This is a genomic window from Winogradskyella marincola (genome assembly GCF_029624125.1).
Classification (GTDB): Bacteria; Bacteroidota; Bacteroidia; order Flavobacteriales; family Flavobacteriaceae; genus Winogradskyella; species Winogradskyella marincola.
Genome location: NZ_JARSBN010000009.1, coordinates 74,354 through 94,562, shown reverse-complemented (window position 1 = coordinate 94,562; position 20,209 = coordinate 74,354). Strand labels below are relative to the sequence as shown.

Sequence of the window (20,209 nt, the reverse complement as noted above, 5' to 3'; positions counted from 1 at the left end):
ACTATAACGTTTTCGGGTATTAATTTTGCTTTAATCGCAAATAATAACCCGAATATCAATACTTTATTCAGAATATTTAAAAGCAATTAACCCTAAAGGTGGCAGGTTAATTTCTATAGAATAATCTCTGTAATTCCAAGGTTGAGCTTTAGTAGTCTTTACTGTATTTTTATACTTACCTGTACCAAAATATTTTTTTAAATCGCTATTAAAAACCTCTTTAAGTTTTCCTGGTCTAGGAACACCTACTTTGTAAAGTTCTTTAGGCGTTGGTGTCATATTAATAACAACTACCAAATCTTCTGAAGAAGTATTCCCTTTTCTAATATAACTTAAAACAGAATTTTCTGAATCGTTATAATCTATCCATTCAAAACCGTCGTTAGAAAATTGCTTCTCGTATAACGATGGTTGCTGCTTATAAAATGTGTTTAAGTCCTTTATAAGCTCTTGAACACCTTTATGTGATTTGTACTGTAATAAGTGCCAATCTAAACTATTTTGAAAATCCCACTCATCATTCTGGCCGAACTCAGCACCTTGAAACAAGATTTTTGTTCCTGGATGCGTAAACATATAGCTATACAACAGTCTTAAGTTGGCAAAACGCTGCCACTCATCGCCAGGCATTCTTCCTAATATGGAACGTTTACCGTAAACCACTTCATCGTGACTTAGTGGCAACATAAAATTTTCAGAAAATGCATACGTCATAGAAAACGTAAGGTCGTTTTGATGGTATTTTCTATAAATTGGTTCTTTTGCAAAATACTGAAGTGTATCATGCATCCAACCCATCATCCATTTCATACCAAAGCCTAAGCCTCCTATAGATGTTGGTTTAGAAACCATAGGAAACGATGTAGACTCTTCAGCAATGGTTTGCACATCTGGAAACATTCCGTAAACTGCTTCGTTCATTTCTCGCATAAAGGATATGGCTTCAAGATTTTCTCTTCCACCAAACATATTGGGTTCCCATTCGCCATCTTCCCTACTGTAATCTAAAAACAACATTGAAGCCACAGCATCTACTCGCAAACCATCTGCGTGGTATTGGTCTAACCAGAAAATAGCATTACTAATTAAGAACGATTTTACTTCATTTCTACCGTAGTTGAAAATTAAGCTTTTCCAATCAGGATGATAGCCTTTACGTCTATCTGGATGCTCATATAAGTGCGAACCATCAAAAAAGCCCAAACCGTGTGCATCTTCCGGAAAGTGAGATGGTACCCAATCTAATATAATACCTATATCGTTTTGATGCAGTTTATCAACCAACAACTTAAACTCTTCGGGATAACCATAACGCGATGTTGGCGCAAAATAACCTGTAATTTGATAGCCCCAAGATGGGTCGTAAGGAAACTCCATAACTGGCATTAATTCTACGTGCGTAAAATTCATTTCCTTAACGTAAGACACTAGTTCATCAGCCATTTCATAATAGGATAAGAAACGACCTTCTTCAACCTTTTTCTTCCAAGAACCAAGATGCACTTCGTACACAGAATACGGTGCGTCTAAAGCATTTTTAGACTTTCTGGAAGTCATCCAATCTTTATCTTGCCAGCTGTAATCGTCTTCCCAGATTATGGATGCTGTTTTTGGTGGATGCTCATTTCGCCTAGCATAAGGATCTGCTTTCTCTGTTACAATATCCTTATGATGACTTCTTATTTTATACTTGTACAAATTGCCTTTTCCTACATTTGGAATAAATCCTTCCCAAATACCACTTTGGTCCCAACGTACATTGAGCTTATGTTTGCCTTCTGTCCAAAAATTAAAATCACCGATTACAGAAACTTCTTTGGCACTTGGTGCCCAAACCGCAAAGTAAGTACCATCTACACCATCTAAGGTTGTGATGTGAGACCCAAATTTTTCGTAAAGTTTGTAATGCTTACCAGACTTAAATAAATTAATATCGAATTCCGTGAATAAACTGTGTACAGATACTTCTGCCATAAACCAATTGTTGAAGTTGTTAGAACGTTACCTTTAACGTCCTAAATTTTAATGCAAGGTAGTTATAATTTAGCGTCTTACGGTTTTGTTGAAATGAGTTTTCTTTATTAAAATAACGCATCCTTTACTTTTTCATCTTTTGTTGTCTTAGATAGATTTATAGCCGTTTCAATTAATGCCAAATGCGAATATGCCTGAGGGAAATTACCCAACAATCGTTTGGTTTTAAAATCTAAATCTTCACTAAACAAGCCTAGATGGTTACTGTAAGACAATAGTTTTTCAAAATGGTCAACGGCTTTTTTCTCCTCTCCTATTTTGTACAGACTATTAATGTACCAAAACGTGCAAATTGTGAATGATGACGATGGTAAACCAAAATCATCTTGATTTTTATATCGGAACAATAAACCTTCATAAGACAACTCTCTTCCGATGGCTTTTACTGTGCTTACAAACTTAGGATGCTTGGCATCTATAAAACCGTAAGATTCCATTAATAAAACCGAAGCGTCTAAATCGTCAGTACCATAAGCCTGCGTAAAGGCTTGTGCAGTATCGCTCCAAGCATTTTCCATTATATCTGCCTTAATGGTTTCCTCTAACAATTGCCAACGTGCCAATTTAGAGGTCTTTCCTAATAATTTGGCTACTTTAATGGCTTTATCAACAGCTGTCCAACACAGTACTTTAGAGAATGTAAAATGCTGATCTTCCGATCTAAATTCCCAAATACCTTTATCTGGTTCTTGCCAGTGTTTGTCAACTGTCCAAACGATTCCTTTGGTAATATTCCAAAGTGCTTCTCCATTTTCTATATCGTTATTAAAATTCAGCAATAATTGATGAATCATATCCATAAGAATACCATAAATGTCATTTTGCTTTTGCATATAAGCAGCATTTCCTATCCTAACAGGACTAGAATTTTTGTAACCCGACAAATGGTCTAAGAATGTTTCGGTTAGCTTTTTCTCGCCATTGATACCGTACATTATCTGAAGCTTTTCATCCTTATCTGGAATTAAATCTATAATGAATTTTAGATAGCGCTTCGCAATGTTTTTATGTCCCAAAGTAGACATTACCTTTATAACCATTGAGGCATCTCTAATCCAACAAAAGCGGTAATCCCAATTTCTTACTTCGCCAATGGTTTCTGGTAACGATGTTGTTATGGCTGCCAGAATGGCTCCTGTTTTATCATAACTAAGCAACTTTAAGGTCATTGCACTTCTTGCAATTTGCTTATTGTATTTTTTATATGATGTTGTACGTTCTAACCAATTAAGCCAGTACACTTTGGTGCGTTCGTGCTCTAAGAATGCCATTTTTAAGGTTGGTACGAATAATTTTTCGTGATAACCAACAAGAAAGAAATGGTCAGACTTTATTTCTAATTCCTCGCCTTTTATAACCTTTTCTTTATCAAAACTGGTGTACATAAACAAGGTGTCATAAGCTTCATTATCGGTTAAGCTTACAACAAAATCATTTTTTATATAGGTTTTGGTTTCTCCTTTTGCATACTCCAATCTTGGGTTGTATATGGCTTTAACCGTTGGTTTACCCGAAATGTATTTTATATACCTAATGAACTCTGGTGGTGCATTAAAAGCACCATTATTGTTATGGTATCGTGGCATAAAGTCTCTCACTTCAAACGTATCTAATCCGTTACTGAACCTTGTTACCAAAATAACCGTATTCTCAATGTAGTATTGCTGTATTTGGTAACTATCATCTACTTCAAACCCAAAGGAACCACCTATCTTTTCATCTAATAGTTTTCCGAAAACAGATGGCGAATCAAACTGAGGTAGACAGCACCAATCCATTGAACCATTTTTTGAAACTAAAGCGGCACTTCTACAGTTACCAATAACACCATAATCTAAATTGTTCATTAAATCTTTGTTTTTTAAAATGTAAAACCTTTTATTTTCCTTAAATTAACAAAAACCTTTCAACTAGCACAAATAATCTGTATGAATAAAACCATAATTGTTTCTAATCGTTTACCTCTTCAAGTATCAATTCAAGATAATTCTTTTAAAGTTGTACCAAGTGTAGGCGGTTTGGCAACAGGTATGAAATCTGTACACGCAGAAGGCAATGGTATTTGGATTGGTTGGTCTGGAATTCCTGAAAATGACTTAAGACCAGAACTTTCCGACGAAATAGATTCAAAAATTAGAGATGAAAAATGTGTTTCTGTTCCGCTTACAAATGAAGATATTGAGGAATATTACGAGGGTTTTAGCAACAGAGCTTTATGGCCATTATTCCATTATTTTATGGAATACTCAAATTTTGAGCAAAAGGAATGGGAAGCCTACAAACGTGTGAATGAAAAATTTGCTGAAGTTGTTATTGACAACTTAGAGGATGGCGATACAGTTTGGGTTCACGATTATCAATTGTTGTTGTTGCCACAACTTATAAAAGACAGAAAACCTAACACAACTATTGGGTTCTTTTTACACATACCTTTTCCGTCTTACGAAATTTTTAGAACCTTTCCTTGGCGTGAAGAAATCTTAACCGGAATGTTAGGCGCAGATTTGCTAGGCTTTCATACGTATGATTATGAGCGTCATTTTTTAAGCTCAGTAAAACGAATAATGCGTTTGGAAGTTCAGTTTAATGAAATAAGTTATCACGATAGAATAATTAAAGTAGACTCGTTCCCGATGGGAATAGATTATGACAAATTTCATAATGCAGCACTAGAGCACGATAATGATTCTGAAGAAAAGTCGGATTTAAGAAAACGGTTGGAAGAACACATTTCTGAAGATAAAAAGTTGATTTTATCTATTGACAGAATGGACTATACCAAAGGAATCCCAAACAGAATCAAGGCTTTTGAGTATTTTTTAGACAATTACCCAGAATACAAAGAAAAAGTGAGATTGGTTATGCTTGCTGTTCCATCGCGTTCTAACGTTCCACAATACCAAAAACTGAAACGCGAAACAGACGAACTTGTTGGTAGAATAAACGGAAAGTTTGCCACAGTAAGCTGGACACCAATTTGGTATTTCTACAGGTCTATGCCTTTTAATAATTTAATTGATTTGTACACCTCTTCTGATGTGGCTTTAATTACGCCAATACGCGATGGAATGAACTTAGTGGCTAAAGAATACGTAGCCACCAGAACAAAAGGCAATGGTGTTTTAATACTCAGTGAAATGGCTGGTGCCTCTAAAGAAATGAATGAAGCACTTTTAATAAATCCTAATAGTTACGAAGATTTTGCAAATAGCCTAAAACGTGCCTTAACAATGCCTTTGGAAGAACAACAAACACGAATAAAATTCTTGCAGAAACGTCTAAAGCGTTATGATGTTGAGAAATGGGCTGATGAGTTTTTAAAGTCTTTGGAAGACACTAAAAACTCTAAAAACGAAAATGTAACGAAAAAGCTTACTGAAGACTATGAAGCAGATTTAATTTCAACATTTAATGAAAAAAACAAAAGACTGCTACTCTTAGATTATGATGGAACACTTGTTGGTTTTAAAGACAATCCACAAGATGCAGAACCTGATGAGGCTTTGTTCAGTTTGTTGGATAAGCTACACGAAAAAACAACGCTTGTACTTATAAGTGGACGCGACAAAGATACTTTTCAACGTTGGTTTGGACACAAGCCTTATAATTTAGTAACTGACCACGGAGTTTGGCTGTACAAAAACAAAGAGTGGAATGCTTTAGAACGCATAAAAACAGATTGGATGCAAAACATAAGGCCAATCTTAGAAACCTTTGTAGATAGAACACCTGGTACATTTATTGAAACAAAAAACTACTCTTTGGCTTGGCACTACAGAAAAGCTGACCCAGAGTTGGCTAAAATCCGTACTATAGAACTAAACACAGTACTTACAAGTATGGTTGCCAATAATGGTCTATCAATTTTAAAGGGCAATAAGGTTATAGAAATAAAGAGCAGTAATGTTAACAAAGGACGCGTTGTAAGTCGCTTGCTCACACAAGACAATTATGATTTCGTTAGCATTTTTGGCGATGACTGGACAGATGAATATATGTTTGAAGAAGCACCAGAATCAGCTTACACCATAAAAGTTGGTTACACTAAAACGAAAGCCAAATATCAAATACAAGGTACTGAGAAAGTTCGTGAGCTTTTAGAGAAACTTGCGCAGTAAATTAACTAATTCACAGGCTCATCAACAGGTTCTTCAAAATCACAAGGCACCTCTTGCATATCATCAACAAATGTCATTAAATTGGCATCCCATTTGGATATATTCACCATTTTAGTACATTCATCTTCATTACAACTAAACAGAATTATAATAAAAAATAAATTAATAACAATCTTACTGAACCTATTGAATAACATCCTAATCTTTTTCAAATAAAATCCAAACATTAAATAATAGTTCCGTGAGGAATTACAGCATCCTTTTTTACAACCACAATACCATCTTTAATGACGTATTGGTCTGTTTCGGTATCTTCCAGATGCTTGCCACCGTTAATTCTAACGTCATCTCCTATTCTACAGTTTTTATCTAATATAGTATTTTTAATAAAGCAACGTTCGCCTATTCCCATTAAAACATCAATCTTTTTAGACTCAATATCCTCCAGAGATTCGTAGGTGTCACTACCCATCATATAGGTGTTAATAACTGTAGTTTCTTTACCAATACGAGACCTAATACCAATTACGGATTTTTCAATGGTTGCAGCTTGTATTATACAACCTTCGGCAATAACGGCTTTGTTTAATGTTGTACCAGAAACCTTTGAAGTTGGCAAAATACGTGCATTGGTATAAACTCTATTATCTAAATCAAATAAATTGAATTGAGGTATATCATCCGTTAAGCCTAAGTTTGCCTCAAAAAATGAATCTATATTACCAATATCTGTCCAGTACCCTTCAAAAGGATAACTCACTACTTTATGTTTTTCTATACTTTGAGGAATAATTTCTTTACCAAAATCTACAGTACTTTCATCATTCATCAACTCAACAAGTAGGTCTTTATTGAAGATATAAATTCCTGTAGAGCCTAAGTATTCTCTACCTTGCTGTTTCATTTCATCACTTACATCAGATTTCCAATCTACAATAACATCTGCAGATGGTTTTTCAATAAAAGATGTGATTCTATTTTCATCATCAGTCTTTAAAATTCCGAAAGACGTACCATCTTTAGCATTAACTGGATAAGTTCCTACAGAAATATCTGCATTGGCTTTGATGTGCGCATCTATCATTTTATTGTAATCCATCTGATACAATTGGTCACCAGAAAGTATGAGAGCATATTCAAACTCGTGCTGAAGAAAATGATGCATACTTTGCCTTACAGCATCTGCTGTTCCCTGAAACCATTTATCACTCTTTATAGTTTGCTCTGCTGCTAACACATCTACAAATGCTGAACTAAAAAAACTAAAATGATACGTATTTTTTATATGTCGGTTTAGAGATGCTGAATTAAACTGCGTTAAAACATACATTCTTTTTATCTCAGAATTGATACAATTAGAAATAGGTATATCTACTAGTCTATATTTTCCGGCAATTGGCACTGCTGGTTTAGAACGATTTTCAGTAAGTGGATAGAGTCTAGATCCTTGACCGCCTCCCAGAATAATAGATAATACTTTATTGTTAACCATAATTTTTATGTTATTGAATTGTATAGATTTATATATGCTTTTGCAGAAACTCCCCAAGAGTTGTCTATGCTCATTATTGCTTTTCGGTTACTTTTAAACTCAGTTTCTTGTTTGTAAAATTCTTTTGCTCTGTCTATAGCTTCTAGAATAGAAGTTTCTGATACTTCATCGTGGCAAATGCCATAACCGTCTTTATCGTTTATATCTACAACGGTATCTTTAAGACCACCAATACGTCTTACAACAGGTACTGTTCCATAACGCAGAGCGTACATTTGGTTTAATCCACATGGTTCTACTCGAGATGGCATCAATAAAAAATCAGATCCAGCATAGATCATATGCGACAATCTTTCATCATAACCTATAAAGCAATTATAATTACCTACTTGAACGTTCTTTAAAGATAGTAATTCAGCTTCAGTTTGTGGCATACCAGAACCTAATAAAAGTATAGAAATATCTTTTGATTGTAAAGCTTTATAAAAAACACCTGGTAATAACTCTGCTCCCTTCTCACCTACAAGCCTTCCTATAAAAGAAAATAAAGGTTTAGATTCATTGAGATTAAATTCTTTGCACAACCAACTTTTATTAGATTTCTTACCAGACACTACTGAAGAAACCTTATAGTTCTTTTCTGTAAATTGATCTGTTTCCGGATTCCAAACATCAGCATCGATACCATTTAAAATACCAATAGCTTTTTGCCGTTCAGCACTCAATAATGCTTCTAATCCGTTGGCGTTTTGCATTAGCTCTTCCATATAACTCGGTGAAACAGTTGTAACTCTCCAAGCACATTTAATTGCTGCTGCTAAAGGATTTATAGTACCATTCCAGTCTAAAAGTCCAATATGATCTAAATTAAATTCTGGTATCTTATTTAAATACTCATAAGACATCCATCCTTGGTACTGCGCATTGTGTATGGTAGTAACTACAGGTATTTTATTTAGCGATTCATACTTATATGATTCTTGCGCCATAAAAGGAATTAAACCTGTATGATGATCGTGGCAATGAATAAATTCTGGCTTTTTGTCTAACGTTAATAACCAATCCATAGCAGCAATCTGAAATGCTAAAAAACGATCTGTATCATCTTCAGAATAGACATAATCTTTATACAATAAAGATTCAATATGAATGAAATAAACAGGAAAATCTAAAGTATTATCCTTCAGTATTAACACTGCAAAAGGATATTGTTGTTCTCCTAACTTAACATTAGCGTCATATATAGCTTCAAAAGTATTTTCTTTTGTAAACTTGTTATCGTAAAACGGCATTATAACCGCACTTTCTGCACCTAGTTTGTTTTGGTATTTTGGCAAAGCACCAACAACGTCTGCAAGACCACCTATTTTGGCTACAGGATAACACTCGGCACTTATATGAATTATACGCATCGTATATTTATATTAAAGCCTAAAGTTAACGAATAATAACTTCTAAACATAAATGCCAACGTAAAATAAATATTACATTTTCTGTAATTAAAGTTATCTTAACTCGACCGAAGACCTGAATAAAATTACTTAAATTTAAGCTATGAAAAAGATCACATTATTGCTGGTATTGAGTTTGTTTATGAGTTGTAATTCTTCAGCTCAAAAAAAAGAAAATGAACAAAAAGAGGATTTTCCTGTTACCAAAACTGACGCTGAATGGAAAGCCGAATTATCCGAAATGGAATATTATGTTCTTAGAGAAGCAGGTACAGAACGAGCGTTTTCCAGTGCTTTGAATAAAAATTATGAAAAAGGCGTATATCATTGCGCTGCATGTGACACTCCTTTATTTAAAAGTGAACATAAATTTGATTCTGGTAGTGGCTGGCCAAGTTTTGATAAAGAGATTGAAGGTAACGTTGCCTTTTCTACAGATTATGAGATTGGTTATGCACGTACCGAAGAGCACTGCGCAACATGTGGTGGACACTTAGGTCACGTATTTAATGATGGCCCAAAAGCCACCACAGGAAAACGCCATTGTATTAATGGTGTAGCATTAAAATTTGTTTCTGAAGACAATAATAAAGATGAATAGTTATCTGGCAAGTAGCATAAAACAATTTGAATACTACAAAAGTCTTGGCGATAAAACCCTTAGCCAATTAACTTTTGAAGAATTAAAAAAAGAATTTGAAGACGATTCTAACTCAATTTCTATCATAATAAAGCACATTGTGGGCAATATGCTAAGTCGCTGGACCAATTTTTTAACCGAAGATGGTGAGAAAGAATGGCGACAACGCGACCAAGAATTCATAGATTCATTTCATTCTAAAGAAGAATTACTTAAGGCCTGGAACAAAGGTTGGGATTGTTTATTCACCGCAATAAAGCCTTTAAATGATGAAGATTTAGAACGCATTATTTACATAAGAAACCAAGGCCACACTGTAGTTGAAGCTATAAACAGGCAAATGATGCACTACGCTTATCATGTTGGGCAAATTGTTTTTTTAGGTAAACTTGTCAAAGGAAAAAATTGGCAATCCTTATCTATACCTAAAGGAAAATCAAAGGATTACAATCAAGAAAAATTTGCTAAAGACAAAGGCAAAAGACATTTTACAGAAGACCTTTAATATTACGTTTTGGTTTCGTAAATTCGTACTCTTAAAATTCAACAAAAAAATTACTCATGAGTAAATACGATATCATAGTATTAGGAAGTGGTCCTGGTGGCTACGTAGCAGCAATTAGAGCATCTCAATTAGGTTTTAAAACAGCCATTATAGAAAAAGAAAATCTTGGTGGTATATGTTTAAATTGGGGTTGTATCCCTACAAAAGCCCTTTTAAAATCTGCTCAGGTTTTTGAATATTTAAAACATGCTGAAGATTACGGTTTAAAAGTTAAAGATGCAGAACACGATTTTGATGCTGTTGTAAAACGTAGTCGTGGTGTTGCAGAAGGTATGAGTAATGGTGTTAAGTTCTTAATGAAAAAGAACAAAATAGACGTTATTGATGGTTTCGGAAAACTTAAAGCTGGAAAAAAAGTTGATGTAGATGGTAAAGAATATTCTGCCGATCATATTATAGTAGCAACTGGTGCACGCTCTCGCGAATTACCAAGCCTACCACAAGATGGCAAAAAAGTAATAGGTTACAGACAAGCTATGAGTCTTGATAAGCAGCCTAAGAAATTAATAGTTGTTGGTTCTGGTGCTATTGGTGTAGAGTTTGCTTACTTCTACAACTCAATGGGTACAGAAGTTACTATTGTTGAGTACATGCCAAAAATTGTACCTGTAGAAGATGATGAAGTTTCTAAGCAGCTAGAGCGTAGCTTCAAAAAGAATGGTATTAAGGTAATGACATCTTCAGAAGTATTATCTGTAGATACATCTGGCGAAGGTGTAAAAGCTACTGTAAAAACTAAAAAAGGCGAAGAAATTTTAGAAGCTGACGTTGTATTATCTGCTGTGGGTATTAAATCTAATATCGAAAATATTGGTTTAGAAGACGTAGGTATTGCTGTAGATAGAGATAAAATCTTAGTAAACGACTATTACCAAACTAACATACCTGGCTATTATGCTATTGGAGATGTTACTCCTGGTCAAGCTTTAGCTCACGTTGCTTCTGCTGAAGGTATTCTTTGTGTTGAAAAAATTGCAGGAATGCATGTAGAGGCATTAGATTACGGTAATATTCCTGGTTGTACATATTGTACTCCAGAAATAGCAAGTGTTGGTCTTACTGAAGCGCAAGCTAAAGAGCAAGGTTACGATATTAAAGTTGGTAAGTTCCCATTCTCTGCTTCTGGTAAAGCAAGTGCTGGTGGAAACAAAGACGGTTTTGTAAAAGTAATTTTTGATGCTAAATATGGTGAGTGGTTAGGTTGCCACATGATTGGTGCTGGTGTTACAGACATGATTGCTGAAGCTGTATTAGGTCGTAAATTAGAAACTACTGGTCACGAAGTATTAAAAGCAGTTCATCCTCACCCAACAATGAGTGAAGCGGTTATGGAAGCTGTTGCAGATGCTTATGATGAAGTCATTCATTTATAATAAAATAACAACCATAATAAATAAAAAAGCGATTCGTAAAGAATCGCTTTTTTTATAATCTATATCCTAGTCCCATGAAAAGTACATTGGGAGATAATTCTTCTAATCCTATGGTGTATTTCATATGCATACTTAAATCTGAAGAAAAGTCATAATCTAAACTCAAATCTGCACGTACTTTAAACTTATTAGAGAAAAAATCGAAAAAGTAGTTTAAACTTGGGCCAACCAAAATGTGTACATTCTCATATACATCATATTTTAGATAAATAGGTGCGTTTAAAAATTTGAAATCTCCAACACCTTTGTACAACAATTCAGGTTGTAGATGAAAGCCATTATCTATCGGAAAATCTACAAAAACACCTCCATAATAACCAATCTCAGTATCTGGATTAGTGCCAAAATCTCCTTCGGTAACTTTAAAAAAGGTAAAGTTTAATCCACCTTTAACACCAAATTCTGTTTGCGCAGAAAGTATTGTGCAAAAACAAGCAACCAATAAAGTGAAGGCTAAGGTTTTCATTCTTAAAAGATAAAACTTTCAATTGCTAAATCATAACTTTTAAGACCAAAACCAAGAATTACACCTTTTGCATTTGGTGAAATATAAGATTGATGTCTAAACTCCTCTCGTGAAAATGTGTTAGAAATATGAACCTCTACAACTGGTACTTCAATAGCTTTTACAGCATCTCCAATACCAACAGAAGTATGCGTGTAAGCAGCAGCATTAAGGATAATACCATCATAACTAAAACCAACCTCTTGTAGCTTGTCTATAAGCTCACCTTCAATATTAGATTGAAAATACTCTAAATCTACATTATTATATTTAGATTTTAGTGCTTCTAAGTAGTCTTCAAAAGTTTGACTACCATATATTTCGGGTTCTCTTTTACCTAAAAGATTCAAATTAGGTCCGTTGATTATAACAAGCTTCTTCATAAAGTAAATATAGAAAAATAAGCGCATAAAAAAACCGAAGCATTACTGCTTCGGTTTTTTATGTTTAGTTTTTTGTAGTCTTAGAATACAAATAATAAACCAAAAGATGCGTTACCTCCAAATGGGTTAGCTACATCACCAAAACCTAAGTTAAAGCTTGTTTCTGCTTCTGCTCCATCAACATCTAATTTAGTAGAAGAGAAAGATAAAATATTCTTTAAACCAAAAGTTAAAGCAATTTTCTCAGTTACGAAATAGTTGATACCTAAACCAAGACCAGCTCCAAAAGAATTTTCTTTTACTTCAGCAAGTTTATCTTCCATGCTAGCATAACCAACACCGAACTCTGCATTAGTCTTAAAACGCTCACCTAAATCTAAGAAATAGTAACGTCCAAAAGCACCAACACCAAAACCAGAAAAATCAGATGTATCAGTACCATCTAATTCAGTTTTTGAAGAAGCAAATAATAACTCAGCACCAATAGCTAAATCATCATTGATGAAGTAACCTACTTTTGGGCTAATGTTAAATTCGTTTGATTTTTCATCAATATTTTTGTCATTTTCACTGTTAAAACTAACATTACCTTCTACGAAGAAATCACCTTCAGAAAAACCAAAAGTTTTTTCATCTTCTTGAGCGTTCATGTTTGTTAAACCGAATACTGCTATAGCAGCTGTAAGTAATACTTTTTTCATAATTTTTAAATTTTAAAATTTGAATTTGGTCGGCAAATGTAAGTTAAACACTACAGTTAAAACTTAAAAAAAATGTTAACAAAAACTGTATTTCGTCGATATTTAAAAAAGCAAGAAAAAAAACTTAAACAATTGACTATCAGCATTATTTTAATTAACTCTAAATAATAGTTTTAACTTTTTTAAAACAAAAAAAATGATAACATTTTTTAACAGATATAGTAATAACAAATACTTCAGACTCCCCAAAGAGAGCACTATGACATTGTTTTTCAGTGCCATAAACAAAAAATATACTTGCCTATTTAGAGAGAATTAATATATTTGGTTTTTAATCTAAAACCAATTATAAAATGAAAAACAATTTTTTAAGATGTGCTTTTGTAGTACTTATGACAATTTCTTTTAGCTCTTGTTCTATTACAATGCCTGTTACAGCTACAAGTAATCCAGTAGGTTCAAAAGTTGGTAAATCTAGTGCTACAGTTGTATTAGGTTTTGCTTTTGACGAAGATGCTAGTATTAAAAGTGCTGCAAAGCAAGGAGGAATTTCTAAAATTTCTACTGTAGATATCAAAACTAAAAGTATTTTAGGTTTAGTTGTAACTTATGAAACTATCATCACTGGTGAATAATTTTACATATACTAAAAGAATGGGTAGAGTTATTTTACCCATTTTTTTTTATCTTTTTGTAAACTGTGGAGGCAACAACACTAAAGAAATAAATCTTTTTGATGGACATATTTACCTTTTAAAGAAAGGTGAGACTGAAATAGAAAAAAATAGTGCTTCAGTTAATGAAGCTGAAGAACTTAAACAAATTTTTGAAAAAGAAGAACTTGTTCTTTACAAAACTATTTCACATAAAGACTACAGCACCTACCTATTCATTGATTTAGATTCTACAATACTAAAAGACAATATCTATAAAACAATTGAGAAACCAAATTACACGCTTGTATTTTATCAACATATGGTAGATTCTTTAAGCGAAATAACTAGTATAACTGCTCTAAATAATAAATCTAATTTTTCTAGATTTTCAGAAGATTCATTAAGCAAAAAAAGATTTACCTTTAAAGATTTAAGAAATGAATAAAAGACATATTATATATACAATAATAATTGTTTTATTATACAGCTGTGTTGGTGTTAAACCACGTTCAACAGGTAAAGTTTCTAAATATATTGAAGACTTTTATCTAGGTGACGGAAATATGCAATACTTCGTAAAACCAATTGACTATGAAGACGCAAATTATAAAATAACTAAATTAGACGCTACATTTAGACGAATAGATAAAAAAACAGATTCTGTAACCGTCAATTTCAATATTTATCTAAAGAATGATGACAAGGTAAGTAATATCGAGATCAAAGAAGGTCTTAGTACTTATGAAACAGATAAAATATCTACTTTTTTTACAAAAAGAGACGACGACCTTATAAATCATAGATTAAGCATTAAATTACCTTATGAATTTTACTTAAAAAATTTATTAAATGGTACTCATTCGATAACTATAACTTCAGAAAAGGACTCTAATAAAATCTCACCTTCAAAACGATCAAAAAAGAAATTACCTATAATTAAAGAAAAAATTTACAACTTATTATAGAGTACTGAGTTTAGAACACTAAACCATGAAATGGCCTCAAGCAATAAAAGATTACAGACACTATTTACAAATTGAACGTGGTTTGTCTCAAAATTCTATTGAGAATTATAACTATGATATTAAGAAACTTACAAGCTATTTAGAAGACAATCAAATAGATATATCTCCAGATAAGATAAATAACGATCTTATAAAACAATTTATATATACTATATCTAAAACGATAAACCCAAGATCTCAAGGACGGTTAATTTCTGGTTTGAGAAACTTTTTTGATTATTTAGTTTTTGAAAATTACAGAGATTCTAATCCTATGGACTTAATTGAATCTCCAAAAATAGGCAGAAAGCTTCCGGACACCTTATCTATTGATGACATTGATTTATTAATAGACACTATTGATCTAAGCTACCAGTACCAAGGTATTAATCTTGGTGAACGTAACAGAGCAATTATAGAAACCTTGTACAGTTGCGGACTTCGTGTTAGTGAACTTATAGAATTAAAAATTTCTGATTTGTTTTTTGATGAAGGGTTTATTAAGGTAACAGGAAAAGGCGACAAACAGCGTTTTGTTCCTATAGGTGAGTCTACACAAAAATATATACTTATATGGAAAGATATAAGAAACCATATTAATGTAAATCCAGAATCTAAAGATATTCTATTCCTTAATTATAAAGGTAACAAACTTACCAGAGCCATGATTTTTACAATAATTAAGAATTTAGTTAAAAAATCTGGCTTAAAGAAAACTGTCTCTCCTCACACCTTTAGACATTCATTTGCAACGCACTTATTAGAAAATGGAGCCGATCTTAGAGCCATACAAATGATGCTTGGCCACGAAAGTATTACCACCACAGAAGTGTATATGCATGTAGACCGTTCTCATCTTAGTGATGTGCTAAACGCATTTCATCCCAGAAAATAAAAAGGTGCTCTAAACTAATAGAACACCCTTTTACCATTACTTGAGTTAGTTATCTTTATTTAGCAATATTCACTGCTCTTGTTTCTCTAATTACAGTAACTTTTACCTGTCCAGGATACGTCATATCTGTTTGGATTTTCTGAGAAATCTCAAAAGATAAGCTTGCAGCTTTATCATCAGATACTTTTTCGCTCTCTACAATAACACGTAATTCTCTACCTGCTTGTATTGCATATGCTTTCTTAACACCTGTAAAGCCAAATGCTACATCTTCTAAATCTTTAAGACGTTGTATGTAAGAATCTAAAACTTGTCTTCTCGCTCCTGGTCTTGCGCCTGAGATAGCATCACATACCTGAATTATTGGAGATAACAACGTTGTCATTTCAATTTCATCGTGGTGCGCTCCAATAGCATTACAAACCTCTGGTTTTTCGCCATGCTTTTCTGCCCATTGCATACCTAATATAGCGTGTGGAGTTTCAACATCTGTTTCAGACGATGGTACTTTACCTATATCGTGTAATAAACCAGCTCTTTTAGCTAACTTAGGATTTAATCCTAATTCGGCAGCCATAACACCACAAAGTTTAGCAACTTCTCTAGAGTGTTGTAGCAGGTTTTGACCGTAAGATGAACGATATTTCATACGACCAACCATTTTTATTAATTCTGGGTGCAAGCCGTGTATCCCTAGATCTATTACTGTACGCTTACCAACCTCTATAATTTCTTGTTCTATTTGCTTAGTTGTCTTTTTAACAACTTCTTCAATACGCGCAGGATGAATTCTACCATCTGTTACTAACTTATGAAGCGATAAACGTGCTATTTCTCGTCTTACAGAATCAAAACAAGATAAAATAATAGCTTCTGGAGTATCATCTACAATAATTTCTACACCAGTTGCTGCTTCAATAGCTCTAATGTTACGACCTTCTCTACCTATAATTCTACCTTTAACGTCATCTGACTCTATATTAAATACAGACACACAGTTGTCTACTGCTTCTTCTGTACCTATACGCTGAATCGTATTAATGATAATCTTTTTAGCCTCTTGCTGTGCGGTTAATTTAGCTTCTTCTAATCTGTCTTGCACATAAGCCATTGCATCGGTTTTAGCCTCTTCTTTTAAAGATTCTACCAATTGTTCTTTTGCTTCTTCTGCAGATAATTGAGAAATAACTTCAAGCTGCTTAATTTGGTTTTTGTGCGCTTTTTCTATTTCGTCTTTCTTCTTATCTAAGAATTCAAGTCTAAAGTTGTAGTCCTTTATTTTATCGTCTAAAGATTGATTAGATTTTTTTGCTTTAGATAATTCATTAGAAACCTGAGATTCTTTATCTCTAATACGCTTTTCTGCTTCTGCCATTTTTTTGTCTCTCGACAAAATTACCTTTTCGTGCTCTGCTTTAAGCTCAATAAATTTTTCTTTGGCTTGCAGTATTTTATCCTTTTTTAAAGCTTCAGAATCTGCTTTAGCTTGTTTTAAAATTGATTTGGATTCGTTCTCTGCATTAGCAATTAATTTAGACGCTTTGCCTTTCTCTAGAGATTTAGCTATAACGTATCCTATTATTAATCCTAATACCACTCCTCCAACTATAAATAGTATCGTGTTAGTGTCCATGATTTGTGTTTAGTTTAGTATATAAAAAAAGCCTACATCAGTTTTGGATTTTGTATAAACTCCTTAAAAACAAGTTTAGGGCTAACAAACTGATCAAGGATCTGCCCAAATACATAATGTATTAGCAGCATGCTTTTACAATTTAAACTCACCCTTTTTAAAGAATTAACGTTGAGTTTATCAAAAAATATAACTAATGTAGGCAGTAACCTTTTTGTATTTTAAAGAACGTACGAGTTAAATATGCTGGCTTAAAAGGTCATTCAAAGCTTCTAACTTCTCTTGTACCTCTTCATTAACATATTCCTTATCTATCGATTTTTGCTCTACCTGAGCTGCAAACTGTAAAGCGCACATTGCCAAAACATCTTGCTTATCTCTAACAGAGTAATTCTGCTCAAACTGACCAATCATAGCCTCTATTTTTTTTGTGGCTTTACGTAAACCTTCTTCCTGCTTAGGGTTTATTGTCAATGGATATACTCTATTGGCAATTGAAAGTTTAATTTTTAATTGATCTGACATCTAGTCTAAATTTACAACTTTATTCTGAGAGTTGACCTATACAATGATCAATTTCTCTTATAAGTGCATTTATTTTGAGCTTTGTTTCTCGTTTATTATCGTCACTACCAAGCATTGAATTTGCTATTTTGAGTGTTTCATACTTATCTGCCCAAGAAGCAATTTCTTCTTGTTGCTCCAGAAGCCTTTGTTGCTGTTCTTCAATCTGTTGAGACAGTTTAGCGTTAGTTTGCTTTAAGACTTCTTGCTTATGTAAAACCTTGCTAATTTTATTCTCTAAAGCATCAACAATTTCTTCTATTTTACTCATTTAAGTAATTCAATACTGTTGAAACAAATTTAACATACCTATTTAAAAAACACAATTCTTTTACAATTATTTTTAGTTGAGATAACAACTTAAAAATTAAAACGTTCAGAAAAATAATGCAGATTTCAGGTTTGCTTTTCTTATTCAATTTGATATTTTAGCTGTAATAGCACTTTATATGAGAAAAATATTGCTTTTATTTTTAGTAACGAGCTCCATGTATTCGCAATCAGAATACCCTCAAGATTATTTTAGAAATCCTTTAGATATAACCTTAGTGCTTTCCGGAACTTTTGCAGAATTAAGGTCTGCTCACTTTCATTCTGGCTTAGACATTAAAACACAACAAAAAACAGGTTTAAAGGTTTATGCTGCTGCAGAAGGCTATGTGAGTAGAATAAAAATTTCGCATTACGGTTATGGCAAAGCCTTATACGTTACGCATCCTAATGGCTATACAACTGTATATGCGCATCTTCAAAAATTTTCTGATAGATTAGAGAAATATATTAAAGAGTGCCAATATGACAAAGAAACTTTTGAGGTTGAAGTTTTTCCTAGTGCAGACGAATTATTAATTGCACCTAATGAAGTTATAGCCTACTCTGGAAACACTGGTGGCTCTGGTGGTCCTCACCTACATTTTGAAATAAGAGACAACCAAGAGCGTCCTATTAACCCGATGCTTTTTGGTATAGATATTAAAGATTCTAGACAACCATTTGTATCTGCAGTTTATGCCTACCCGAAAGATGAAAATGCAACAATTAATGGTAAAAAAGAACGTGTTCCTCTGCGTTTAATCCCTCAGAAAACAGGAGATTATAAAGTTGAAGAAATTACAGCCTATGGCAATATAGGATTTGGTGTAACATCTTATGACAAACAAGATTTAGCACCTAATAATAATGGTGTTAGCAACATACAAACATTTTTTAATGGTAATAAAAGTCTAGAAATAGATTTTAAACGCTTTAGCTTTGATGAAACCAAACACATAAAACGTCTTATTGATTACGAATATTTTAAAACTAAAAGATCTAGAATTCAAAAATTATTTATTGAAGAAAATAACCCTTTAAGTCTTTATAAAGATGCTTATGACAATGGTTATATTATGGTTGAAGACAGCACATCTTCAGTTTTCAAAACCAGAATACGAGATTTTAAAGGCAATGAAACTTGGATAAATATTCCTATACAAGGCAAAAAAGAAGCTCTTGAAATACCTGAAGCAGACTACTCTAACAAAACTACTATATATGCAAACCAAGCTACAGAGCTAAAGACTGGATTAGTTACTGTGAATTTTTACAGTAATACTGTTTATGAAGACGTGGATATTGATTATAGTGTAAGCTCAGACACGCTTCATCTTCATGAAGACAATATCCCATTACAAAAGAATTTTTACATCAATTACGATCTAAGCCATTATAAGCCTAAAGATTTAGACAAAATGTTTATTGCGAGGTTATACGGTTATTATAAAAAACCTAGCTACGTAAGCACCAAACGCAAAGGCAATACCTTAAGTGCTGGCAGCAAAGTACTAGGCACTTATACTTTGGCTATGGATACTGTAGCACCAACCATAACACCTATAAACTTTAAGGACAAAAAGTGGCTGAGCAAATACCGTTATCTCAAAGTAAAAATTGATGATGACCTATCTGGCATAAGCAAATACAGAGCCACAGTAAATGGGCAATGGATTTTAATGGAGTATGATTATAAAACCAAAATGTTAGTACACGATTTTAACGATAACATCGTTAAGGATACTAAGAACGATTTAAAGATAATTGTTACCGATAATGTTGGAAATAGTTCTACATTTGAAGCAACCTTTTTTAGAAAATAA

19 protein-coding genes and 1 other RNA gene are annotated in these 20,209 nt (G+C 33.1%); 9 read left to right on the top strand and 11 right to left on the bottom strand.

Translation table 11 applies throughout. The features are described 5' to 3' along the window. Window positions 1-63: 63 nt before the first annotated feature. Both glgB and P7122_RS14475 read right to left on the bottom strand, forming a co-directional pair. Window positions 64-1,974, bottom strand: a complete 1,911-nt coding sequence (gene glgB / locus P7122_RS14480; protein ID WP_278006512.1) for a 1,4-alpha-glucan branching protein GlgB — start codon at window positions 1,972-1,974, stop codon at window positions 64-66. Window positions 1,975-2,081: 107 nt separating this feature from the next. Further along, window positions 2,082-3,881: a glycoside hydrolase family 15 protein gene (locus tag P7122_RS14475; RefSeq protein WP_278006511.1), complete on the bottom strand. Its 1,800-nt coding sequence runs from the start codon at window positions 3,879-3,881 to the stop codon at window positions 2,082-2,084. Between the two features lie 81 nt (window positions 3,882-3,962). On the opposite strand from P7122_RS14475, the gene P7122_RS14470 reads away from it, so the two are divergent. Next, window positions 3,963-6,152 carry a bifunctional alpha,alpha-trehalose-phosphate synthase (UDP-forming)/trehalose-phosphatase gene (locus P7122_RS14470; RefSeq protein WP_278006510.1) on the top strand — a complete coding sequence of 730 codons (2,190 nt, stop codon included), beginning with the start codon at window positions 3,963-3,965 and terminating at the stop codon, window positions 6,150-6,152. Window positions 6,153-6,378: 226 nt separating this feature from the next. Here the strand turns inward: P7122_RS14470 and P7122_RS14465 are convergent, their stop codons facing one another. Together P7122_RS14465 and P7122_RS14460 are read right to left on the bottom strand one after the other, a co-directional pair. Beyond that, window positions 6,379-7,644: a glucose-1-phosphate adenylyltransferase gene (locus P7122_RS14465; protein ID WP_278006509.1), complete on the bottom strand. Its 1,266-nt coding sequence runs from the start codon at window positions 7,642-7,644 to the stop codon at window positions 6,379-6,381. A gap of 5 nt (window positions 7,645-7,649) precedes the next feature. Then, entirely contained in the window at window positions 7,650-9,056 is a 1,407-nt protein-coding gene (locus tag P7122_RS14460; RefSeq protein ID WP_278006508.1) for a glycogen synthase, read from the bottom strand. 142 nt (window positions 9,057-9,198) lie between these two features. On the opposite strand from P7122_RS14460, the gene msrB reads away from it, so the two are divergent. The 3 genes from msrB to lpdA are packed head-to-tail and all read left to right on the top strand — an operon-like array spanning window position 9,199 to window position 11,673. Then, on the top strand, window positions 9,199-9,696 hold the full coding sequence (gene msrB, locus P7122_RS14455) for a peptide-methionine (R)-S-oxide reductase MsrB (protein WP_278006507.1): 498 nt from the start codon (window positions 9,199-9,201) through the stop codon (window positions 9,694-9,696). Further along, on the top strand, window positions 9,689-10,240 hold the full coding sequence (locus tag P7122_RS14450) for a DUF1572 family protein (protein ID WP_278006506.1): 552 nt from the start codon (window positions 9,689-9,691) through the stop codon (window positions 10,238-10,240). Before msrB ends, P7122_RS14450 begins: the two co-directional genes overlap by 8 nt. A 56-nt stretch (window positions 10,241-10,296) precedes the next feature. Further along, on the top strand, window positions 10,297-11,673 hold the full coding sequence (gene lpdA / locus P7122_RS14445; RefSeq protein WP_278006505.1) for a dihydrolipoyl dehydrogenase: 1,377 nt from the start codon (window positions 10,297-10,299) through the stop codon (window positions 11,671-11,673). A 52-nt stretch (window positions 11,674-11,725) separates the two neighbouring features. Here lpdA and P7122_RS14440 read toward each other — a convergent pair whose 3' ends face one another. From P7122_RS14440 to P7122_RS14430, 3 genes are all read right to left on the bottom strand, one after another. Beyond that, entirely contained in the window at window positions 11,726-12,199 is a 474-nt protein-coding gene (locus tag P7122_RS14440; protein ID WP_278006504.1) for an outer membrane beta-barrel protein, read from the bottom strand. Window positions 12,200-12,201: 2 nt separating this feature from the next. Beyond that, on the bottom strand, window positions 12,202-12,621 hold the full coding sequence (aroQ, locus tag P7122_RS14435) for a type II 3-dehydroquinate dehydratase (protein WP_278006503.1): 420 nt from the start codon (window positions 12,619-12,621) through the stop codon (window positions 12,202-12,204). A gap of 80 nt (window positions 12,622-12,701) precedes the next feature. Beyond that, window positions 12,702-13,322 (bottom strand): outer membrane beta-barrel protein, encoded by a 621-nt coding sequence (locus tag P7122_RS14430; RefSeq protein WP_278006502.1) that lies wholly within the window; start codon window positions 13,320-13,322, stop codon window positions 12,702-12,704. Between the two features lie 353 nt (window positions 13,323-13,675). Here P7122_RS14430 and P7122_RS14425 point away from each other — a divergent pair, with 353 nt between their 5' ends. The 4 genes from P7122_RS14425 to xerA are packed head-to-tail and all read left to right on the top strand — an operon-like array spanning window position 13,676 to window position 15,877. After that, on the top strand, window positions 13,676-13,957 hold the full coding sequence (locus P7122_RS14425) for a TRL-like family protein (protein WP_278006501.1): 282 nt from the start codon (window positions 13,676-13,678) through the stop codon (window positions 13,955-13,957). After that, window positions 13,932-14,423, top strand: coding sequence for a hypothetical protein (locus P7122_RS14420; protein ID WP_278006500.1), 492 nt, complete (start codon window positions 13,932-13,934; stop codon window positions 14,421-14,423). Before P7122_RS14425 ends, P7122_RS14420 begins: the two co-directional genes overlap by 26 nt. Then, window positions 14,416-14,943 carry a hypothetical protein gene (locus P7122_RS14415; protein WP_278006499.1) on the top strand — a complete coding sequence of 176 codons (528 nt, stop codon included), beginning with the start codon at window positions 14,416-14,418 and terminating at the stop codon, window positions 14,941-14,943. Before P7122_RS14420 ends, P7122_RS14415 begins: the two co-directional genes overlap by 8 nt. Before the next feature lie 25 nt (window positions 14,944-14,968). Continuing rightward, the gene (xerA, locus tag P7122_RS14410) at window positions 14,969-15,877 is read left to right on the top strand and encodes a site-specific tyrosine recombinase/integron integrase (protein WP_278006498.1); all 909 of its coding nucleotides are present in this window, start codon (window positions 14,969-14,971) and stop codon (window positions 15,875-15,877) included. A gap of 55 nt (window positions 15,878-15,932) precedes the next feature. Here the strand turns inward: xerA and rny are convergent, their stop codons facing one another. From rny to P7122_RS14390, 4 genes are all read right to left on the bottom strand, one after another. Next, on the bottom strand, window positions 15,933-17,510 hold the full coding sequence (gene rny, locus P7122_RS14405; RefSeq protein WP_278006497.1) for a ribonuclease Y: 1,578 nt from the start codon (window positions 17,508-17,510) through the stop codon (window positions 15,933-15,935). Between the two features lie 56 nt (window positions 17,511-17,566). Further along, a non-coding RNA gene (gene ssrS / locus P7122_RS14400) (6S RNA) lies at window positions 17,567-17,687 on the bottom strand. 60 nt (window positions 17,688-17,747) lie between these two features. Beyond that, window positions 17,748-18,035, bottom strand: coding sequence for a cell division protein ZapA (locus tag P7122_RS14395; RefSeq protein WP_278006496.1), 288 nt, complete (start codon window positions 18,033-18,035; stop codon window positions 17,748-17,750). A gap of 19 nt (window positions 18,036-18,054) precedes the next feature. Further along, window positions 18,055-18,345: a coiled-coil domain-containing protein gene (locus tag P7122_RS14390; RefSeq protein WP_278006495.1), complete on the bottom strand. Its 291-nt coding sequence runs from the start codon at window positions 18,343-18,345 to the stop codon at window positions 18,055-18,057. Window positions 18,346-18,523: 178 nt separating this feature from the next. Here P7122_RS14390 and P7122_RS14385 point away from each other — a divergent pair, with 178 nt between their 5' ends. Beyond that, on the top strand, window positions 18,524-20,209 hold the full coding sequence (locus P7122_RS14385) for a M23 family metallopeptidase (RefSeq protein WP_278006494.1): 1,686 nt from the start codon (window positions 18,524-18,526) through the stop codon (window positions 20,207-20,209).